The 22,045-nt window shown below is 41.2% G+C and carries 20 protein-coding genes; 18 read left to right on the forward strand and 2 right to left on the reverse strand.

Annotated elements, in window-relative coordinates:
• Positions 1–30: 30 nt before the first annotated feature.
• From tsf to OC457_RS03150, 18 genes are all read left to right on the forward strand, one after another.
• Complete coding sequence (tsf, locus tag OC457_RS03065) at positions 31–876, forward strand: translation elongation factor Ts (protein WP_080175693.1); 846 nt, start codon at positions 31–33, stop codon at positions 874–876.
• Between the two features lie 91 nt (positions 877–967).
• On the forward strand, positions 968–1,696 hold the full coding sequence (gene pyrH / locus OC457_RS03070) for a UMP kinase (RefSeq protein ID WP_036793410.1): 729 nt from the start codon (positions 968–970) through the stop codon (positions 1,694–1,696).
• A gap of 67 nt (positions 1,697–1,763) precedes the next feature.
• A complete protein-coding gene (frr, locus tag OC457_RS03075) occupies positions 1,764–2,321 on the forward strand; it encodes a ribosome recycling factor (protein WP_080175692.1) in 558 nt (185 codons plus the stop codon).
• Between the two features lie 75 nt (positions 2,322–2,396).
• Positions 2,397–3,158: an isoprenyl transferase gene (locus OC457_RS03080; protein ID WP_080175691.1), complete on the forward strand. Its 762-nt coding sequence runs from the start codon at positions 2,397–2,399 to the stop codon at positions 3,156–3,158.
• Between the two features lie 105 nt (positions 3,159–3,263).
• Entirely contained in the window at positions 3,264–4,112 is an 849-nt protein-coding gene (locus tag OC457_RS03085) for a phosphatidate cytidylyltransferase (protein ID WP_080175690.1), read from the forward strand.
• Between the two features lie 66 nt (positions 4,113–4,178).
• Complete coding sequence (gene ispC / locus OC457_RS03090) at positions 4,179–5,375, forward strand: 1-deoxy-D-xylulose-5-phosphate reductoisomerase (RefSeq protein ID WP_080175689.1); 1,197 nt, start codon at positions 4,179–4,181, stop codon at positions 5,373–5,375.
• Positions 5,372–6,727, forward strand: coding sequence for a sigma E protease regulator RseP (rseP, locus tag OC457_RS03095; RefSeq protein ID WP_080175688.1), 1,356 nt, complete (start codon positions 5,372–5,374; stop codon positions 6,725–6,727). Before ispC ends, rseP begins: the two co-directional genes overlap by 4 nt.
• Positions 6,728–6,763: 36 nt before the next feature.
• Positions 6,764–9,169 carry an outer membrane protein assembly factor BamA gene (gene bamA / locus OC457_RS03100; RefSeq protein ID WP_080175687.1) on the forward strand — a complete coding sequence of 802 codons (2,406 nt, stop codon included), beginning with the start codon at positions 6,764–6,766 and terminating at the stop codon, positions 9,167–9,169.
• Between the two features lie 16 nt (positions 9,170–9,185).
• On the forward strand, positions 9,186–9,695 hold the full coding sequence (locus tag OC457_RS03105; protein ID WP_080175686.1) for an OmpH family outer membrane protein: 510 nt from the start codon (positions 9,186–9,188) through the stop codon (positions 9,693–9,695).
• Between the two features lie 102 nt (positions 9,696–9,797).
• Positions 9,798–10,826, forward strand: a complete 1,029-nt coding sequence (lpxD, locus tag OC457_RS03110) for a UDP-3-O-(3-hydroxymyristoyl)glucosamine N-acyltransferase (protein WP_080175685.1) — start codon at positions 9,798–9,800, stop codon at positions 10,824–10,826.
• A gap of 93 nt (positions 10,827–10,919) precedes the next feature.
• The gene (gene fabZ, locus OC457_RS03115; protein ID WP_080175684.1) at positions 10,920–11,375 is read left to right on the forward strand and encodes a 3-hydroxyacyl-ACP dehydratase FabZ; all 456 of its coding nucleotides are present in this window, start codon (positions 10,920–10,922) and stop codon (positions 11,373–11,375) included.
• Positions 11,372–12,160 carry an acyl-ACP--UDP-N-acetylglucosamine O-acyltransferase gene (lpxA, locus tag OC457_RS03120; RefSeq protein WP_080175683.1) on the forward strand — a complete coding sequence of 263 codons (789 nt, stop codon included), beginning with the start codon at positions 11,372–11,374 and terminating at the stop codon, positions 12,158–12,160. Before fabZ ends, lpxA begins: the two co-directional genes overlap by 4 nt.
• Complete coding sequence (lpxB, locus tag OC457_RS03125) at positions 12,160–13,302, forward strand: lipid-A-disaccharide synthase (protein WP_080175682.1); 1,143 nt, start codon at positions 12,160–12,162, stop codon at positions 13,300–13,302. The genes lpxA and lpxB overlap by 1 nt, the downstream gene beginning before the upstream one ends.
• A gap of 4 nt (positions 13,303–13,306) precedes the next feature.
• Positions 13,307–13,918 (forward strand): ribonuclease HII, encoded by a 612-nt coding sequence (gene rnhB / locus OC457_RS03130; protein ID WP_080175681.1) that lies wholly within the window; start codon positions 13,307–13,309, stop codon positions 13,916–13,918.
• A gap of 120 nt (positions 13,919–14,038) precedes the next feature.
• The gene (dnaE, locus tag OC457_RS03135) at positions 14,039–17,518 is read left to right on the forward strand and encodes a DNA polymerase III subunit alpha (RefSeq protein ID WP_080175680.1); all 3,480 of its coding nucleotides are present in this window, start codon (positions 14,039–14,041) and stop codon (positions 17,516–17,518) included.
• Positions 17,519–17,589: 71 nt separating this feature from the next.
• A complete protein-coding gene (gene accA, locus OC457_RS03140; protein ID WP_080175679.1) occupies positions 17,590–18,549 on the forward strand; it encodes an acetyl-CoA carboxylase carboxyl transferase subunit alpha in 960 nt (319 codons plus the stop codon).
• Positions 18,550–18,692: 143 nt separating this feature from the next.
• Positions 18,693–20,009, forward strand: coding sequence for a tRNA lysidine(34) synthetase TilS (gene tilS / locus OC457_RS03145; protein ID WP_080175678.1), 1,317 nt, complete (start codon positions 18,693–18,695; stop codon positions 20,007–20,009).
• Positions 20,010–20,186: 177 nt separating this feature from the next.
• Entirely contained in the window at positions 20,187–21,398 is a 1,212-nt protein-coding gene (locus OC457_RS03150; protein WP_080175677.1) for an aromatic amino acid transporter, read from the forward strand.
• A gap of 91 nt (positions 21,399–21,489) precedes the next feature.
• Here OC457_RS03150 and OC457_RS03155 read toward each other — a convergent pair whose 3' ends face one another.
• Both OC457_RS03155 and OC457_RS03160 read right to left on the reverse strand, forming a co-directional pair.
• Positions 21,490–21,678, reverse strand: coding sequence for a DUF4250 domain-containing protein (locus OC457_RS03155; RefSeq protein ID WP_080175676.1), 189 nt, complete (start codon positions 21,676–21,678; stop codon positions 21,490–21,492).
• A 3-nt stretch (positions 21,679–21,681) separates the two neighbouring features.
• Positions 21,682–21,885: a YaeP family protein gene (locus OC457_RS03160; RefSeq protein ID WP_080175675.1), complete on the reverse strand. Its 204-nt coding sequence runs from the start codon at positions 21,883–21,885 to the stop codon at positions 21,682–21,684.
• Between the last annotated feature and the right edge of the window lie 160 nt (positions 21,886–22,045).

Below are 22,045 nucleotides of genomic sequence, written 5' to 3' on the forward strand. Positions count from 1 at the left end.
CTTAACGAATTCAAATCTGAGGATTATCACATGGCAACAGTTACAGCTGCCCTAGTTAAAGAACTGCGTGAACGTACTGGCGCAGGCATGATGGATTGTAAGAAAGCACTAGTAGAAGCTAACGCTGATATTGAGCTAGCAATTGAAAACATGCGTAAGAGCGGTGCTGCTAAGGCTGCTAAAAAAGCAGGTAACGTAGCAGCTGAAGGTACTATCATCATCAAAGATGCTGACGGTAAAGCAGCACTTGTTGAAGTAAACTGCCAGACTGACTTCGTTGCTAAAGACGGTAGCTTCCTTGCATTCGCTAACTCTGTTGCTGATGCAGCACTTGCTAGCCACGCAACAGTTGAAGAACTTCAAGCACAATTTGAAGAAGCACGTATCGAGCTTGTAGCTAAGATTGGTGAGAACATCTCAATCCGTCGCGTAGCATACATTGCTGGTGATAAGGTTTCTACTTACACTCACGGTACTCGTATCGCAGTAGTTGTTGCTGGTAACGGCGACGAAGAAACGCTTAAGCACATTGCAATGCACGTTGCAGCATCTAACCCTGAATACGTTAACCCATCTGACGTACCAGCTGAAGTTGTAGCAAAAGAGCGCGCAGTTCAAGTTGAAATCGCAATGAACGAAGGCAAGCCACAAGCTATCGCTGAGAAGATGGTTGAAGGCCGTATGAAGAAGTTCACTGGCGAAGTTTCTCTAACTGGCCAAGCTTTCATCATGGAACCTAAGAAAACTGTTGGTGACATCTTGAAAGAAACAGGCGCTACAGTAACTGATTTCGTACGTCTAGAAGTTGGTGAAGGTATCGAGAAAGCTCAAGAAATGAGCTTTGCTGAAGAAGTAGCAGCTGTTCAAAAAGGTTAATCCTTTTTAATCAGAATATCAAAGACCGCAACCGACGTTGCGGTCTTTTTACAACTCCGGATCTCAAAATCAGCTTGGAAGGTAAAAAAACATGACCACAAACCCTAAACCAACTTATCAACGTATTCTTTTAAAGCTAAGTGGTGAAGCGCTGCAAGGCAAAGAAGGATTTGGTATTGACGCTCAAGTTCTTGACCGTATGGCACAAGAAGTAAAAGAACTTGTCGAATTAGGTGTTCAAGTCGGCCTTGTAATCGGTGGCGGTAACCTATTCCGTGGCGCTGGCCTCGCTGAAGCAGGTATGAACCGAGTTGTGGGCGACCACATGGGTATGCTAGCAACGGTAATGAATGGCTTAGCAATGCGTGATGCGTTGCACCGTGCCTATGTGAACGCGCGAGTAATGTCTGCTATTCCTCTAAATGGCGTATGTGATAATTATAACTGGGCTGATGCAATCAGTCAGTTACGTCAAGGTCGTGTTGTTATTTTCTCCGCAGGTACAGGTAATCCGTTCTTCACAACAGATTCTGCTGCATGTCTTCGTGGTATCGAAATCGAAGCTGATGTAGTATTAAAAGCAACAAAAGTTGAAGGCGTGTTTACGGATGATCCAGTTAAAAATCCAGATGCAACGCTTTGCGAACAGCTGAGCTACCAAGATGTACTTGAAAAAGAACTTAAGGTAATGGATTTGGCTGCATTTACTCTTGCTCGTGACCACAACATGCCAATTCGTGTATTTAACATGAATAAGCCAGGCGCATTACGCCGTGTTGTAATGGGTGAGCAAGAAGGTACGCTGATCACTAACGCTTAAGCCTTGTAAATTTAATATGGCGCTGACGCTCAGCGCGATGATAACAGCATAATTTAAGGTATTTACCGTGATTAACGAAATCAAACAAGACGCGCAAACGCGCATGGAAAAAAGTGTTGATGCACTGAAAGGCCAATTAGTAAAAATTCGTACTGGCCGTGCACATCCAAGCCTACTTGATACTATCTATGTTGAGTATTACGGCGCAAGCACACCGCTTAAGCAAGTTGCGAACGTAGTTGCTGAAGATTCACGTACACTGGCTATTACAGTGTTTGATCGTGAATTATCAGCAAAAGTTGAAAAAGCAATCATGATGTCTGATTTGGGTCTTAACCCAATGTCAGCAGGAACGGTTATTCGTGTTCCATTGCCACCGCTAACAGAAGAGCGTCGTCGCGATCTTGTTAAGATTGTACGCGCAGAAGCGGAGCAAGGTCGTATTGCTGTACGTAATATTCGTCGTGATGCTAACGCAACAGTGAAATCTTTACTAAAAGATAAAGATATTTCTGAAGATGATGATCGTCGCGCACAAGATGAAATTCAAAAGCTAACAGATGAAGCTATCAAGAACATTGAAGCTGTTCTTGAAGTTAAAGAAAAAGAGCTAATGGAAGTTTAAGACCTTTGTCTTAATTTAGCGAACAAAGTTAAGGCGCTGTGCGGCAGCACGGCGCTTTTTTTTTGAGGGATAAATATGGCACAACCTTTAATAGATGCTGCTCTTTCAGTTGATTGTCTTCCACAACACATTGCAGTGATTATGGATGGTAATGGCCGTTGGGCGAAAGCCAAAGGTAAAGCGCGAGTATTTGGCCATAAAGCAGGGGTAGAGGCGGTACGTAAGACAGTTTCTACTGCAAATCGACTCGGAATCAAAGTCGTTACATTGTTTGCTTTTAGTAGTGAAAACTGGCGTCGTCCAGAAGATGAAGTTTCATTACTGATGGAATTATTCATGACTGTTTTAGGTCGTGAAGTAAAACGACTGCATAAAAATAATATTCGATTATGTATTATCGGAGACAAAAGTCGCTTTAGTGCTCGATTGCAGAAAAAAATCACGGCAGCAGAGCAATTAACTGAAGATAATACGGGGTTAGTGTTAAACGTGGCAGCCAATTATGGTGGTCAGTGGGATATTCTTCAAGCGACCAAACAAATGATGCAGCGTGTGATTGATCAACAACTTGATATTGACTCTCTGACTGAACAAGATTTAGCTCAGGGATTAGTAACTCAAGGGCTACCCAATGTTGATTTGTTAATTCGCACCAGTGGTGAATGCCGCATTAGTAATTTTATGTTGTGGCAGATGGCTTATGCTGAATTGTATTTTACTGAACAACATTGGCCTGATTTTGATGAACAAAGTCTGGTAAATGCCGTTGCATGGTTTGTAAATCGAGAACGCCGCTTTGGTTGTACTGGCGAGCAAATACAAGCTTTGTTAAAATAAAAAATTATTTTCGCCAATATACAGTGTTGTGTGTTGGCGTTATTATTTAAGTAACGGTTCTTCCGGTACTAAATATCATATTTCCTATAGAAAAGAGGACGCAGCTTGCTTAAGCAACGAATTATTACCGCGTTAATCCTCGCGCCACTCGTCATTGCAGGGATCTTTTTTCTGCCGTTGCCCGCTTTTATTATTGCAATGGCTGCAATAACCTTAGTTGGTTTTTGGGAGTGGACGCAGTTTGTTAATGCCTCATCACGTATTACAGCGATGATTTTACCCACTATCACGTTGGGAGCGAGCATTGCACTCTTACCAACCGATCCTACTTCCCTTTCTCATCCTATTGGCATTTATCGCGCTATATTGCTTATTGGTGGTCTCTGGTGGTTAGTTGCATCCGCATTAGCTATTAGTTATCCCAAGAGTGCTGATTTCTGGTCCAATAAACCTTTTCTAAAGCAAATTTTTGGTTTGCTCACATTATTGCCTTTTTTTTGGAGTATTTTAATGCTCCGAGCCGTGAATTATGATCATAATCCGTATCATGGTGCTTGCTTAGTTTTACTAGTGTGCTTATTAGTTTGGGCTGCCGATACTGGCGCTTATTTTTCTGGCAAGCGCTTTGGTAAGCATAAGATGGCACCGGCCGTGAGTCCAAATAAAACCATTGAAGGTTTAATTGGGGGTGCTTGCTTAGCTATATTTATTACTTGGCTGGGATCACATTTATTATCGATTGAATTCACGTCATTAGGTCAACTGTTCTTTATTGCAATTGTAACCGTGATTATTTCGGTATTAGGCGATTTAGTTGAAAGTATGTTTAAGCGTGTTTCTGGTATAAAAGATAGTGGTAATATTTTACCGGGGCACGGTGGAATACTGGATCGTATTGATAGCTTAACGGCAGCGATTCCTGTATTTGCATTACTCTATCTGTGGCTAATATAATTAATAACAGCCATCTTTTCTAAAGGCAGCTATTTCGCTGCCTTTTTTGTAACTGTAAGTGATTTTATGCGTAAGTTAACGATTCTTGGTGCTACAGGCTCAATTGGTAGTAGTACTTTAGCGGTAGTCGCTCAAAACCTTAGTACATTTGAAGTTACTGCACTAGCTGCAGGTTCTAATGTCGATAAAATGTTTGAACTATGTCAGCAATGGCGACCGAAATACGCTGCGATGGCATGCGAGACTGCTGCTGCGCAACTTAATGACTTAGTAACACTATCAGGATTAAATATTCAGGTGTTAGGCGGTGATGATGCGATTTGTCAGGTTGCAGCATTAGATGAAGTTGACACCGTTATGGCTGCTATTGTCGGTGCAGCGGGTTTATTACCGACCATGGCTGCAGTTAAAAAAGGTAAGCGTATTTTACTTGCTAATAAAGAAGCATTAGTCATGACTGGCCAAATGTTTATTGATGCTTGTGAAAAATATGGCGCAGAATTATTACCTGTCGATAGTGAACATAATGCGATTTTTCAAGCGTTACCTGCTGAGATTCAACAGCGAATGGGACGTTGTGATTTAGCCGCTCATGGTGTTAGTAAAGTATTATTGACCGGCTCTGGTGGTCCATTCCGTTATACTGACATCCATGCTTTAGATGCTGTAACACCAGCAATGGCGATTGCACATCCAAATTGGTCTATGGGACCTAAAATCTCAGTCGATTCAGCGACGATGATGAATAAAGGCTTGGAATACATTGAAGCACGATGGTTATTTAATGCCAGCCGTGAGCAAATGCAGGTGATTATTCATCCGCAATCAGTGATTCATTCAATGGTGCAATATAAAGACGGTTCGGTTATTGCCCAAATGGGGTTACCTGATATGTGCACACCGATTGCTTGTGCAATGGCGTACCCACAGCGTATTGAATCAAGTGTTGCTGCGCTTGATTTTAGCAAAATCGGCGAGTTCACTTTTATGGAACCTGATTTTGAACGTTATCCATGTCTAAAACTGGCGATTGATGCTTGTTATAAAGGCCAAGCAGCAACAACAACATTGAATGCTGCAAATGAGATAGCTGTTGCTGCTTTTTTAGCCAGTGAGATTCTTTTTACTGATATTGCGAAAGTAAACAAGTTAGTGTTAGATGCCGCAGTATTAACTGAACCTAATGATATTGATGCCGTAATGGTGCTAGATAAACAAGCACGTGAGCTTGCTTTAGACATTATTGCGAAGGAATTTGCATGATTGAATTTATCCGTAATTTAAGCGCTTTTTTAGTTGCTCTTGGTATTCTGATCGCTGTCCACGAGTTTGGCCATTTTTGGGTCGCTCGTCGCTGTGGTGTCTATGTTGAACGCTTTTCAATTGGCTTTGGTAAAGCCTTATTTAATCGCGTCGGTAAAGATGGCACAGAATACACATTGGCACTGATACCACTGGGTGGTTACGTTAAAATGCTTGATGAGCGGGTAGCTGAGGTTCCGCCTGAAAAGCGTCATATGGCGTTTAATAATAAGAAAATTTGGCAACGAAGTGTTATTGTTGCGGCAGGCCCAATGGCAAACTTTGTCTTTGCGATCTTTGCTTATTGGGTTGTATATCTGATAGGTGTACCGGCTTTAAAGCCTATTATTGGTGAAGTTGCACCACAATCTATTGCGGCGAAAGCGGGAATTATTCCAGGAATGGAACTAAAATCAGTTTCTGGACTCGAAACATCTGATTGGGAATCTGCCAATATGGCATTGATTTCTCAGATTGGAGATAAGCAAGTTGTGGTAACTGCACAAGAGCCTGATAGCTCGGTGGTAGTGTCACGAACACTTGATTTAACCGATTGGTCTTTTGATCCTGAATCCCAGCGCGTGTTGACGACATTAGGTATTTCGCCATTTACACCGCCAATTACGCTAACTGTTTCACAACTTGTTGATAATAGTGCTGCAATTGATGCAGGATTTAAATTAAATGATAAGATTGTTGCTGTTGATAATAAATCAGTAACGCAGTGGCAGCAATTTGTGGATGCTGTTCGTAGTCATCCTGGAAAAACACTGCAAGTTGAAGTTTTACGTGATGAGGAACCAGTGATGTTATCATTGACGCCTCGTGTAAAAGTTGAAGCTGATGGTAAAGAGGTTGGCTATGTAGGATTAGCTCCAAGTATTGAACCTTGGCCTGCATCGTACAAAGTTAATTTAAAATTTGGTCCAATTGATGCGGCGATCAAAGCGACTGAAAAAACCGGTCAATTAGTGTCATTAACGTTTGATATGGTCACTAAGCTTGTTACTGGTGATGTTGCAATGAAAAACTTAAGTGGACCGATATCTATCGCGAAAGGAGCAGGAATGACCGCCGAGTTTGGCTTGGTGTATTTTCTTGGTTTCTTAGCCTTGATCAGTGTTAACTTAGGTATTGTAAATCTATTACCTTTACCTGTGCTTGATGGCGGACATTTAATGTTCTTTGCTATCGAGGCAGTAACTCGTCGTCCTGTATCTGAACGAATTCAGGATATTGGCTATAGAGTGGGATCAGCCATTTTGGTTGCGTTAATGGCGGTTGCGCTATTCAATGATTTTACCCGACTTTAATAAATGCATATTTAGCAAGGAATAATCAGTACAGTAATGGCGATTAAAAAACTGTTAGTCGCATCGCTACTTTTAACCAGTAGCGTTGCGCATAGCGCGGAAAATAAATTTGTAGTTGATAACATTCGTTTTGAAGGTCTTCAGCGAGTCACTATGGGCGCCGCATTATTAAAAATGCCTGTTCGAGTGGGCGACACTGTTGATCCGCAGGATATTTCAACGCTGATCAAATCTCTCTATTCTTCCGGCAATTTTGAAGATATTAAGGTATATCGAGACGGTAATACGTTACTGGTCGATGTAAAAGAGCGTCCAACGATTGCTGATATTACTTTTGCTGGTAATAAGGCAATCAAAGATGAGCAACTAAAAGAGAACCTTGAATCATCAGGCTTGCGTGTTGGTGAAGCGCTAGATAGAACAACCTTATCTAAGATCGACAAAGGTCTAGAAGACTTCTATTACAGTGTGGGTAAATATAATGCCACTGTAGAAGCGGTTGTTACGCCTTTGCCTCGTAATCGTGTTGATATTAAATTTGTCTTTACTGAGGGTGTATCCGCTAAAATTAAGCAGATTAATATCCTTGGAAATCATGTTTTCAGTGATGCAGATTTAGTCGGTAAGTTCAAACTTAAGGACAGTGTGCCTTGGTGGGACTTTATGGCTAATGAAAAGTATCAGAAACAAGTACTGCAAGGTGATTTAGAAACATTACGCTCACAGTATTTAAATAACGGCTATTTAAAGTATCGCTTAGAATCAACGCATGTTGCTATTTCTCCTGATAAAAAAGGCGTGTACATTACTTTAAAAATTCATGAAGGTGAGCAATACAAGATTAAAAACGTTAAGTTCCAAGGTGACGTTGCTGGTCGTATTGCTGAATTTGATAAGTTAGTAACCTTTAAAGCTGGCAGTGTCTACAATGGCGCTGAAGTGACCGCATTAGAAGAAGCTGTTAAGCGTGACTTAGGCAAAGCAGGTTATGCTTATCCTAAAGTAACCATCATGCCTGAATTTGATGATGCTGCACATCAAGTATCCTTGATCGTAAATGTTGAACAAGGTAAACGTGTGTATGTACGAAATATTGAATTTAGTGGCAATAACACCACTAAAGATGAAGTATTACGTCGTGAAATGCGTCAGATGGAAGGCTCATGGCTTAACGCTAAATCAATTGAAACAGGTAAGCAGCGTCTAAATCGTACTGGTTTCTTTGAAAATGTTGATGTACAAACTGTTCGTGTTCCTGGCTCTGATGATCAGGTTGATGTGAAGTACAACGTTAAAGAAGCTAACTCAGGCAGTGTTAACTTCGGTGTTGGTTACGGCACTGAATCAGGCATTAGTTTTCAAGCGGGTTTAACCCAACAAAACTTCTTGGGTACAGGTAATTTATTTGGCATTAATGCAATGACCAATGATTACTCTAAAAATATCAGCCTAGAGTACAAAGATCCGTACTTTACGATCAACAATGTTAGCCTAGGCGGTAAGATTTATTACAACGAGTTTGAAGCATCAGATGCCAACATCTCGGATTATACCAACCAAAGCTATGGTGCAAGTTTAACGTGGGGTTTCCCGTTTAATGAATTGAACTACTTCGATTTTAGCTTGGGTTATGATCATAATAAGATCTCTAATATTCAAGATTACTATCAGATAGAGCAATTTAAAAAGATCCATGGTTTTGATGAAAATAGTGATAATGCGATTGAACTTGATGACTTCAGTTGGAGTGTTTCATGGACGCGAAATCACTTAAACCGCGGTTATTTCCCAACCTCGGGTAACTACCAGAATGCGTCATTTAAGATGACTATTCCTGGCTCTGATTCACAATACTTTAAAACCCAATACGATGTTCGTCAGTACATTCCATTAACGGAAAAACAAGACTACACCTTATTGCTACGTGGTAAATTAGGTTACGGCAACGGTTACGGTAAAACAGACAATGGTAGTGATCAATTGATGCCATTCTATGAAAACTACTATGCAGGTGGCTTTACTACTATTCGTGGTTTCCGTTCTAATACTGTCGGTCCGAAAGCGGTTTACGGTGAAGGTCAAGGCAATAACCAGAAAGGTGTCGTAAGTGATGAGTCTACGGGTGGTAATGCTATCGCTCTAGCAAGTATGGAATTAATTGTTCCAACTCCATTTGCTTCACAAGAAGTTAAAAACCAAGTACGTACCAGCTTCTTCGTTGATGCGGGTTCAGTATGGGATACTGAATTCCACCCTGATTACACTAACGCAAGTTCACTACCTGATTATTCAGATCCAGGTATGATTCGAGCGTCGTATGGTGCTGCATTACAGTGGATGTCCCCAATGGGTCCACTTGTATTCTCGGTTGCGAAACCAATCAAGAAATATGAAGGGGATGATGAAGAGTTCTTCACATTCACCATTGGTCAGTCATTCTAATTTTAAGGAGAGTCTTTTGAAACAGTGGATTAAAGCAGCAAGTTTAGGTTTAGTAATTTTATCTTCATCTATGTATGCCAATGCAGCGGAAGCAGCGCAAAAAATTGGTTATGTGTCGACAGGTCAGGCAATGTCTGAACTAGCAGCACGTTATAACGTACAAGAAAAATTACAAAAAGAATTCAGTGGCCGCGTAGCTGCGTTACGTTCGATTGAAGGTAAAATGAAAACCAAGATCGAAAAAATGAAGCGTGATGGTGAGTTAATGACGCCTCAACAACGTACTGATATTCAACGTCAACTTGCAGCACTTGATTCTGATTACAAGCTAAAAGCAAAAGCATTATCAGAAGATCAACGTCGTCGTGGCATGGAAGAAGAGCAGAAACTGGTTAAGAAAATCCGTACTGCTATCGATACTGTTGCGAAGAAAAATGGCTACAATGTTGTGCTAGATGCACAAGCGGTATTGTTTGCAAGTAAGAGCGATGATTTATCATCTAAAGTTATTGCTGCCGTAAAATAAAACAGTAACCCTGTAGTAAACGCTGTAGCTGGCGTGTTCAGCTACAGCTTTTGATCTAACAGCCACCTTATGTGGCTGTTGTTACAAGAGAGATAGAATGAAATGGCTGTAATTACTCTTGCTGAATTAGCGAATAAATTAGGTGCAGAGCTACATGGCGATGGCACAACTGAAATTCACTCAATTGCCGGAATGGGCAAGGCGACTACAGGGCAAATAACGTTCCTTTCTGATAGCAAGTACCGTCAACAGCTTAGTGAGTGTCAAGCGGATGCAGTAATGCTACGAGAAGCGGATGTTGAATATTTCAATGGCAATATGCTAGTTGTAAAAGATCCTTATCTTAGCTATGCGCTAGTGGCTCAACTTCTTGATACAACCCCTGCTGCTGCAATAGATATTGCTGCTTCGGCGTATATTGACCCGACGGCAAAACTTGGTAGTAATGTTGCTATTGGCCATAATGCAGTGATTGAAGCTGGCGTACAATTGGGCGATAACGTTCAAATTGGTGCTGGCTGTTTTATTGGCAAAAATGCCATTATTGGTAATAACACTAAATTATGGGCAAATGTTACTATTTACCATAATGTCGCTATTGGCGCTCATTGTCTTGTACAATCAAGTACCGTTATTGGTGCTGATGGTTTTGGTTATGCGAATGATAAAGGTGAGTGGGTTAAGATTCCGCAGCTAGGTTCCGTACGTATTGGCGATCGCGTTGAGATTGGTGCTTGTACAACTATTGATCGTGGTGCATTAGACGATACTATTATTGCTGATAACGTAATTATTGATAACCAAATGCAAATAGCTCATAACGTACAGATCGGTTATGGCACAGCAATGGCAGGTGGTACTATTGTTGCTGGTAGTACTACAATTGGTAAGTATTGTATTATTGGTGGCGCCTCGGTACTTAATGGACATATTAAGATTGCTGATGGTGTAACCATTACAGGTATGGGAATGGTGATGCGCAGTATTGAAGAGAAAGGTATGTACTCTTCAGGTATTCCATTACAACCTAACAAAGAGTGGCGTCGAACAGCTACCCGGGTTCATCGTATTGATGATATGAATAAACGTCTTAAAGCGGTTGAAAAACAACTAAAAGCTAAAGGCGAATAAAATTTCATCATTATAGATTGGCCTACTGTTATGTAGGCCATTTTGCATTTTCATAGCATATTTTTTTACATGTTTTTAAACAGGAATTTAGTTTTGACGACCGAAAATAAGACGTTAAACATTACCGAAATTCAGGCGCTTCTTCCTCATCGCTACCCATTTCTTATGATTGATCGTGTTACCAATTATGATGAAGGTAAAACGTTAACAGCGATTAAAAATATTTCTGTGAATGAACCTCAATTTACGGGTCACTTCCCTAATATGCCGGTATTTCCTGGCGTATTAATTTTAGAAGCGATGGCGCAAGCCACTGGTTTATTAGCCTTTAAAACTTTCGGTGCGCCAACAGAAAATGAACTGTATTACTTTGCGAGTATTGATAAAGCGAAGTTTCGTAAACCTGTAGTACCTGGTGATCAAATGATTCTCGAAGTTGAATTTATTAAAGAACGCCGCGGTATTGCGCTATTTAATGGTATCGCTAAAGTTGATGGCGAAACTGTGTGTTCAGCTGAACTTAAGTGTGCGAGACGAGTATTCTCATGATTCATGAAAGTGCGAAAATTCACCCATCAGCAGTTATTGAAGATGGGGTAATCATTGGCGCTAACGTTACGGTCGGTCCGTTTACCTATATTGCAACAGGCGTTGAAATTGGTGAAGGTACTGAAGTGATGTCTCATGTCGTTATTAAAGGGCCGACAGTTATTGGTAAAGATAACCGTATTTTCCCGTTTGCGATTGTGGGTGAAGAGTGCCAAGACAAGAAATTTAGCGGTGAAGCGACACGCCTAGAAATTGGTGATCGTAACGTGATCCGTGAAAGTGTCCAAATCCACCGTGGTACAACTCAAGATAAAGGCGTTACTGTTGTTGGTAATGACAACTTATTGTGTGTCAATGCTCACATTGCTCATGATGTCATTGTTGGCGATCATACGCATATTGGTAACAACTCTATTCTTGGTGGGCATGTTACCGTTGGTGATTATGCTGGTGTGATGGCATTATCAGCCATTCATCCATTCTGTACTGTTGGTGCTTATAGTTACGTTGGCGGTTGTTCAGCCGTCGTACAAGATGTACCACCGTATGTCTTAGCTCAAGGTAACCACGCGAAACCATTCGGTTTAAATATTGTTGGTTTGCAGCGAAATGGATTTGAAAAACCAGAATTACATGCTATTCGCCGCGCTTATAAAGAAATTTATCGCTCAGGAAAAACACTGGCAGAAGTTAAACCTGTCCTTGCTGAAATGGCAAAAGATTGGCCGTCAGTAGCTCGTTTTTCTGAATTACTAGATAATTCTGAACGCGGTATTATTCGCTAATGACGAAGCCTCTTCGTATAGCTATTGTCGCCGGAGAAATCTCCGGCGATATTTTAGGTGCTGGTTTCATTCAAGCAGTCAAAGCCCGCTATCCTGATGCTGAATTTGTTGGGATTGCCGGTCCTCGCATGCAAGCACAAGGTTGTGAAGCGCTGTTTGATATGGAAGAGTTAGCGGTAATGGGGATCGTCGAGGTTCTTGGACGATTACCGCGATTATTCAAAGTAAAAGCAGAGCTTGTTAAGTACTTTAGCAATAATCCGCCAGATGTCTTCGTTGGTATCGATGCGCCCGATTTTAATTTACGGCTTGAGAAAGACTTAAAAGATCGTGGTATTAAAACAGTGCATTATGTCAGCCCATCAGTATGGGCGTGGCGTCAAAAGCGAATCTTTAAAATAGAAGCGGCAACAAATTTAGTCTTGGCTTTTCTACCGTTTGAAAAGGCATTTTACGATAAGTTTAATGTTCCATGTCAGTTTGTTGGTCATACCATGGCCGATAATATTCCACTGCAAACGGATAAAATCGCAGCGCGTGAATTACTTGGGTTAGACGCGAATAAGCGTTGGTTAGCTGTTTTGCCTGGTAGTCGTGGCAGCGAAATGGCGATGCTTGCTGAACCATTTATTCAAACTTGTCAGCAGCTTAAAGCAAAACATCCTGAGTTAGGTTTTGTGGTGGCGTTGGTGAATGAAAAACGTCGTGCTCAATTTGAACAAGTCTGGCAGCAAATTGCACCAGAATTAGATTTTGAATTAGTTGATGATACTGCGCGTAATGTGATGATAGCTGCTGATGCTGTGTTATTAGCATCAGGCACAGTCGCATTAGAATGCATGCTCGTCAAGCGTCCGATGGTGGTTGGCTATAAAGTAAAACCATTAACGGCTTGGATTGCCAAGCGAATGCTAAAAACAAACTATGTATCACTGCCTAATATTATGGCTGATCGTGAATTAGTGACTGAGCTACTTCAGGACGATTGCACACCTGATAAGTTGTTCCATGAAGTTGATAAAATCCTTTATGGTGATACTAGCGCCTTGATGATGCAGTTTGAAAAAATGCATAAAACTATTCGTTGTAATGCCGATGATCAAGCGGCACAAGCAGTATTAGCATTAATCGATAAGGCATAATTTTATGGCTGAAAAGATAGAATATCCTCCTTTTGTGTATCCGCAAGCTGATTGTATTGCGGGTGTTGATGAAGTGGGTCGTGGTCCATTAGTGGGCGCGGTCGTGACTGCTGCGGTGATTTTAGATCCTAATAATCCAATTGTAGGCTTAACCGATTCTAAAAAGTTGAGTGAGAAAAAACGTAATATGCTGTTTGATGAAATCAAACAAAAGGCACTTGCGTGGTCTCTTGGCCGTTGTGAAGCCGATGAAATTGATCAGCTGAATATTTTACAGGCGACGATGGTTGCCATGCAGCGTGCTGTTGCTGGGCTTCATATCCAACCTGATTTTGTATTGATCGATGGCAATAAAATTCCCGCATTACCGATGGCAGCCCAAGCTATTGTAAAAGGTGATTTACGGGTTGCTGAAATCAGTGCCGCATCGATTATTGCCAAAGTAACGCGCGATCGTGAAATGGAAATTTTAGATGCAGAATTTCCGCAGTATGGCTTTGCAAAGCATAAAGGATATCCAACTAAAGCCCACTTTGCCGCTTTAGAACAATATGGTGCGATTGAACAGCATCGAAAAAGTTTCAAACCTGTTAAGCGCGTATTGGGTCTTGATTAAGTCTTTATAATCGCGTGATAAAAAGGCGAACCATTTGGTATCGCCTTTTTTTATACGACGAATTACGCCCCGATCGGGTATAATTTTTGTTAATTAAGTAATGTAATGAATTAGGTTGTCATGGCAGAACCACGTTTTATCCACCTTCGAGTTCATAGTGATTATTCAATGATCGATGGCTTGGCGAAAGTGAAACCTATCGTTAAGCGCGCTACTGAACTTGGCATGCCAGCACTGGCTTTAACTGATTTCACGAACCTTTGTGGTTTAGTGAAGTTTTATTTTGCTGCCCACGATGCGGGTATCAAGCCGATTATTGGTGCTGATTTTAAAGTACAAAGCCAAGAAATGGGTGATGAGCTTTTTGAACTTACCATTCTTGCTGCTAATAATGAAGGCTATAAAAACTTAACATTATTAATTTCAGAAGCTTATCAGCGTGGTCATGTTCAGCATCAACCTGTAATTGATAAAGAATGGCTCATTAAGCACCGTGAAGGATTAATTATTCTATCAGGTGGTAGAACGGGCGATGTTGGACGTGCATTACTCAAAGGTAACCAACAGCTGACGGATGCTTGTGTTATTTTTTATCAAACTTATTTTCCTGACAACTATTATTTAGAGTTGGTGCGTACTGGTCGTATTGATGAAGATGCTTACCTCCATTTTGCGATTGAACTTGCCGAGCAGTATGATCTGCCAGTGGTTGCAACGAATGATGTACGCTTGCTTAGTGCTGACCAATTTGATGCTCATGAGATTCGTGTTGCTATCCATGATGGTTATACCATGGTCGATCCTAACCGACCTAAGCTTTACAGTGACCAGCAGTATTTACGCAGTGAAGAAGAAATGTGTGAGCTGTTTGCCGATATTCCTGAAGCTCTGCAAAATTCAGTAGAAATCGCTAAACGGTGTAATGTTACGGTTCATTTAGGTGAATACTTCTTACCTAATTTCCCGACAGGGGATATGAAAATTGAAGATTTCTTAGTTGAGAAATCTAAACAAGGGTTAGAAGAGCGCCTAGAGTTTTTATTCCCCGATCCCGAAGTTCGTGCTCAACGTCGTCCTGAATATGATGAGCGTTTAGATATCGAATTGAAAGTGGTAAACCAAATGGGTTTCCCTGGTTACTTCTTGATCGTAATGGAATTTATTCAGTGGTCAAAAGATAACGATGTACCTGTTGGCCCTGGTCGAGGGTCAGGTGCGGGTTCATTAGTGGCATATGCATTAAAAATCACTGATTTAGATCCGTTAGAATTTGACTTACTGTTTGAACGTTTTCTTAACCCTGAACGTGTATCCATGCCCGATTTCGATATCGACTTTTGCATGGATAAGCGTGATTTAGTGATTGATCACGTAGCAGAAATGTACGGTCGTAATGCGGTATCGCAAATCATCACTTTTGGTACTATGGCGGCGAAAGCGGTTATTCGAGACGTCGGTCGTGTGCTTGGGCATCCGTATGGTTTTGTTGATCGTATTTCTAAACTGATTCCAGCAGAGCCGGGAATGACGTTAGAAAAAGCCTTTGATGCAGAGCCGCAATTGGGTCAAGCTTATGAAGCTGATGAAGAAATTCGTGATCTGATTGATATGTGTCGCATTCTTGAAGGTGTAACTCGAAATGCGGGTAAACATGCGGGTGGTGTGGTTATTTCGCCAACCACGATCACTGATTTCTCTCCATTATATTGTGATGCTGAAGGTAATAACCCCGTCACTCAATTTGATAAAAATGATGTTGAAACCGCAGGCTTAGTGAAGTTTGACTTCTTGGGTTTGCGAACATTAACCATCATTGATTGGGCGTTAGGGATGATTAACCCACGCCGAGCAGAACAAGGGTTAGAGCCCGTTAATATTGCTGCAATTCCAATGGCGGATAAAAAGTCATTTGATATGCTGCAACGATCTGAATCAACCGCTGTGTTCCAGTTGGAATCCCGCGGTATGAAAGATTTGATCAAACGCCTACAACCAGACTGCTTTGAAGATATGATTGCCTTGGTGGCACTTTTCCGTCCAGGTCCGTTGCAATCAGGCATGGTAGATAACTTTATTGACCGTAAACATGGTCGAGAAGCGGTGTCTTATCCTGATGAAAAATGGCAGCATGAATCATTAAAAGAAATTCTTGATCCAACCTACGGTATTATTCTGTATCAAGAACAAGTTATGCAGATCGCACAGGTACTGGCTGGTTACACCCTTGGTGGCGCTGACATGTTACGTCGTGCGATGGGTAAGAAAAAACCATCAGAAATGGCGAAACAGCGCGCCGTATTTGAGCAAGGTGCTATCGACAACGGGGTTGATGGCGAATTGTCGATGAAAATCTTTGACTTGGTAGAGAAATTTGCCGGTTATGGTTTTAACAAATCACATTCTGCTGCTTATGCGTTAGTGTCGTACCAAACATTGTGGTTAAAAGCCCATTATCCTGCTGAGTTTATGGCGGCGGTAATGACGGCGGATATGGATAATACCGACAAGATCATTAGCTTGGTTGATGAATGTCACCGCATGAATTTGAAGTTATTACCCCCTGATGTCAATAAAGGACTGTATCGTTTCAATGTTGATGATGAAGGTGCCGTTGTCTATGGTATTGGTGCGGTTAAAGGTGTCGGCGAAGGCCCGATTGAAAATATCATCAGTGCCCGTGAAAAAGACGGTTACTTTAAGGATTTATTTGATTTCTGTGCGCGAATTGATACTAAAAAGGTCAATAAGCGCGTACTTGAGAAATTAATTAAGTCAGGTGCATTAGATCGTTTAGGCCCTAACCGTGCAGCGATGTTAGCAACACTTGATGATGCAATTAAAGCGGCGAGTCAATATCATAAGGCGCAAGAGTCGGGTCAAGAAGATCTGTTTGGTGTTTTAACTGAAGCGCCTGAAGAAGTTGAACACGCTTATGCTAATATTGCAGAATCACCAGAAAGTGTTTGGCTTGAAGGTGAACGTGAAACATTAGGGTTATACTTAACAGGTCATCCTATTAATGCTTACATTCCAGAATTAAAACATTACACCACATGGCGTTTAAAAGATGCGCAGCAAACCGGACGTGATAAAGTAGCGTCTGTTGCCGGACTTGTGATTGCCGCTCGTGTAATGACCACTAAGCGTGGTAGCCGTATTGGTCTAATGACATTGGATGATCGTTCTGGGCGTATGGAGGTGATGTTATTCACTGATGCTCTCGATCGTTATATCGATTTGCTCGAAAAAGACAAAATAGTGGTCGTATCTGGACAGGTCAGCTTTGATGATTTCAATGGTGGCCTTAGAATGTCAGCTCGTGAAGTGCTCGATATTTCAGAAGCACGAGAAAAACATCTTCGTGGTGTCGCTATTTCGGTAACCGAAGAGCAAATCGACGAACAATTTTTTTCCCGTTTCAGCCAAGTGTTGGAACCGCATAGAGCAGGTACTGTTCCTGTTCATATGTATTATCAGCGCTCGAATGCTCGGGCCAAGTTTACCTTAGGAACGGAGTGGCGCGTAACGCCTGCCGATAAATTATTGTCGGACTTGAAAATGCTCTTAGGTGATAAACAGGTCGAGCTTGAGTTTAATTAAGTTAGCTTGTTATTTGTGGTAGGGTATAACCAAACCCTATCATTAAAATAAGCAAAAGGATTTTAAGTGGTATGAGCCTGAACTTCCTCGAGTTTGAACAACCGATTGCAGAATTAGAAGCAAAGATTGAAGCACTACGTGATGTATCTCGTCGTGATGAGTCTAACTCGGTTGATCTTGAAAAAGAAATTGAGCAACTAGAAAAGAAAAGCCTCGAATTAACTAAGAAAATCTTTGGTGATCTTGGTGCCTGGCAGGTTGCGCAACTCGCACGCCATCCTCAGCGCCCATATACTTTTGATTACATCGAGCACATGTTTGAAGAGTTTGATGAGTTAGCCGGTGATCGCGCTTTTGCTGATGATAAAGCGTTAGTCGGTGGTATTGCTCGTATTGATGGTCGCCCAATTATGGTTATTGGTCATCAAAAGGGACGTGGTACGACTGAAAAAGTGAAACGTAACTTTGGTATGCCAAAACCTGAAGGTTATCGTAAAGCGTTACGCCTAATGAAAATGGCAGAGCGTTTTAAAATGCCAATCGTGACTTTTATCGATACTGCGGGTGCATACCCCGGTGTTGGTGCAGAAGAACGTGGCCAATCAGAAGCAATCGCAATGAACCTCAAAGTAATGGCTGGTCTTACTGTACCTGTTATTTGTAATGTGGTTGGTGAAGGCGGTTCTGGTGGTGCATTAGCGATTGGTGTTGGTGATTGCGTTAACATGTTGCAATACTCAACGTATTCAGTGATTTCACCTGAAGGTTGTGCATCCATTTTATGGCGTGATGCTGATAAAGCACCACAAGCTGCTGAAGCTATGGGTCTAACAGCACCTCGCTTAAAAGAGCTTGAGCTAATCGATAATATTATCGAAGAGCCATTAGGTGGTGCGCATCGCAATATGCCGTTAATGGCAAACACACTAAAAGCACAAATTAAAGCGACATTAGAAGAGTTAGAACAGTTAGATACTGAAGAACTCCTTGAACGTCGTTACCAGCGTCTAATGAGTTACGGTTACTGTTAATCGTTATTATTGTTACGCTTTAAAAAGGTCAGCATGATGCTGGCCTTTTTTTATATTTTTATGCTAGTCAATGCGGTTTGTTAGTGTTGGTTAATGTGCTGCTGGTATAGACTAGAACGTCTGTTTTTAAAAGATATAAGCCAATGTTGTATTCTCATTTTTGCCATCAAATATTTGCCAATCCACCTCAAACAAAACAGCTAGTGTTAGCGTTAAGTGGTGGGTTAGATTCTCGTGTGATGTTGGATTTACTGGCTCGATTTATTCGTGAATATCCTGATTATCATGCGCATGCTGTTTATGTTCATCATGGATTGAGCACCAATGCTGATACGTGGGCGCAGCAATGCGTTACTTGGGCAATGGCAAGTGGTATTGATTGTGACATTGAGCGAGTACAGTGTGAGTTAGGCGGTGGGGCTAGTGTTGAACAAGCCGCGCGTGATGCTCGTTATCAAGCATTATCACGGCATATCCACGATGGCGATACTCTACTAACAGCACAGCATGCCGATGATCAAATTGAGACGTTTTTATTAGCTTTAAAGCGGGGTAGTGGGCCTGCAGGGTTGGCAGCAATGCCTGTGTTAACCTCATTTGCAGTCGGACAACACTTACGACCATTATTAACTATTCGTCGTGCCGATATTGAAGCTTATGGTACTCAGCATCAATTGCAATGGGTTGAAGATGAAAGTAATTTAGATCAGCGTTACGATCGCAATTTTATTCGCCATCAAATAACACCACTGCTAAATGAACGCTGGCCGGGCATTCGTAAAGCGGTTAGTCGCAGTGCATACTTATGTGGTGAACAAGAAGCTTTATTAGAAGAGCTATTAAGTCATCAGCTTCAACAAGCACGACAAGCTGATGGTAGTTTACATCTTGCGGAAAATAGTAGTGCTCGTTTAGGCATGGCGCTTATTCGACAGTGGCTTAAACAGCAGGCAGTGATTATGCCATCACTGGCGCAGCTTGAACAAATTTGGTTTAACGTAGTTCAAGCAAAAGTTGATGCTAATCCACAAGTGTGTTGGCAACAGTATCAAGTACGTCGTTACCAACAACAGTTGTATTTATTACAGCAATGGCCAGATATTAGTGATTGGCAGCAAGAAGTGACCATTGATCACTGGTATCAATTACCGCAAGCATTAGGGATGGTCTGTTTAGAGCAACAAGCACAAGTGGGATTACGATTGCCTTATGCCGATGAAGTAGTATCGGTTAGGTTTGACTATGTAGGCCCAGAGATAAAACCACAAGGCCGCAGTGGAAAGCGTAAGTTTAAAAAATTACTCCAAGAATATCAGGTACCGAGTTGGTTACGTCGTCGTACACCGATGTTGTTTTATGGTGAGCAATTAGTTGCTATGGCTGGCGTGTTTATCGTTGATGAGTTTATTGCTCCCGCGACGGCAACCACGACGGTGCAGTTTTCATGGCAGCGTTCATAAGTATTCGATTCTAGTATTATTGTTTTTTGCACAATGACGTATATGTTAATTTTTTCAACATATACGTTTGTTAAATAAATATTTATTCAGACGCGTATTCTCTTGTTGCTAAAATATTCGAAGCATATTATCGTACTAGTTCGCTGATACATTAAAGTCGTTAATAAAGGACAGAATATGAGTAAACCATCGACACTTGGAGGTGCATGCATTATTGCTAGTGTATGTGTAGGCGCAGGTATGCTTGGGTTACCAAGTGCAGGTGCTGGTGCATGGACATTATGGACAGTGCTTGCGATCTCAGTAACGATGGTGATGATGACATTATCTGGTTGGCTATTACTTGAAGCTCTAAAACATTATGATTTTAAAGTTTCATTTAATACCATTACTAAAGATGTGTTGAAAGGCAAAGTCAATGCGATCAATAACCTCTCATTGTATTTTGTTGGTGGTATTTTGCTTTATGCTTATATTTCTTCATCAGGCATGATTTTTGGTGGTTTATTGAATATTAATGCCAAATTAGCGTCAGTGTTATTTGTGATTGCATCGTCTGTTTTTGTGCTCCATTCCACTCGAGCTGTTGATCGCATCTCAGTGTTGTTGATTATCTTCATGGCGAGCAGTTTTATTATTGGTATTTCAGGTTTGGCAACCAATATTCAGTTACCAACGTTACTTGATAGTATCGATTCTCAAGCCAGTCTTTCTCCTTATGCGCTCGCCATTTTGCCAGTAGCATTAACTTCCTTTGGTTATCACCACTCAGTAAGCACCATGCGTGATTATTATCGTGACGAAAACCGTGCTAAAAATGCCATTTTAGGCGGCACTATGATTGCATTAACGTTTTATGTAATTTGGGTGGTGTGCATTTTTGGTAACTTACCCCGTACACAATTTGGCCCTATTGTTGCCGCTGGTGGTAGTGTTGATGCGCTGATGACAGCACTAGGGAGTGTTGTAAGCTCTAACAGTGTTAAGCAAGCTTTAAATATTTTCTCGATTGCCGCTGTAGTGTCATCATTTATTGGTGTGGGTTTAGGAGTGTTTGATTATCTGGCTGATTTCTTTGGCTTTGACGATACTAAACAAGGTCGTTTTAAAACATGGGCAGTGACATTTATTCCGCCACTTGTATTCTCATTATTTGCTCCGTTTGGATTTGTTGCCGCGATTGGTTTAGCGGGTGCTGCTGCGACGATTTGGACTTGTATTATTCCAGCACTATTGGCTAAAAAATTACGCCAACGTCAGCCTGAAGTACAAGGGTTTGTTGTGCCTGGTGGCAATGTTACTGTGTACGCGGTAATAATCTTTGGCGTATTAACGGCATGTTTTCATATATTGGCAATGGCTGATGTATTGCCAATATTTACAGGCTAATTGAGCTATTACACTCAATAGAGGTTATTTCACCAGCATAAAAAAACGGCACTCTGAGTGCCGTTTTTTGTTTGATATTTGTTAGTCAGTTTTAACGAAACTGTTGTACTTCCGGTAAGAAATCAAAGCCGCCTGTCGCTAATTTTGCAATTAATTGTTCGCGGTCGATATCAAAGAATTTGACTAAATTATCAAGGGTATTAAATTCATCACGAATTTTCATGTTGACGATACTCATTAACATCACGGTATCCATGGCTTCAAATTTTGATAAATCCATTGTTTAGTCCTCGTGATCACTGATCAATAAATTGGCAGCGGCAAAGGCTGCACGTTCACGTACCTCTAAGGGTAATTCAGTATTAGCGGCAATATCATTTAAGGTTTTAATCGCACACTTAATTGCGGTGGGAATATAGCCTTGATCGCCACTGCCAATTTGAGAGTAAGTCATTCGAATTAGCTCACAACATTGATAAACTTGCATGGTCTTTCCTTTGCCTAAAAATATTCACATAAGATCAGTATGACGAATGTTATGTGGATATACTTAAGCTGTTATTGCATTGAATATTATCATAGCGATGAACGAGATAAAAAATGTTTATCATAATTTAGTTATAAAAAAAGCTGCCGAGATTGGCAGC

It is taken from the genome of Photobacterium toruni (assembly GCF_024529955.1).
Classification (GTDB): Bacteria; Pseudomonadota; Gammaproteobacteria; order Enterobacterales; family Vibrionaceae; genus Photobacterium; species Photobacterium toruni.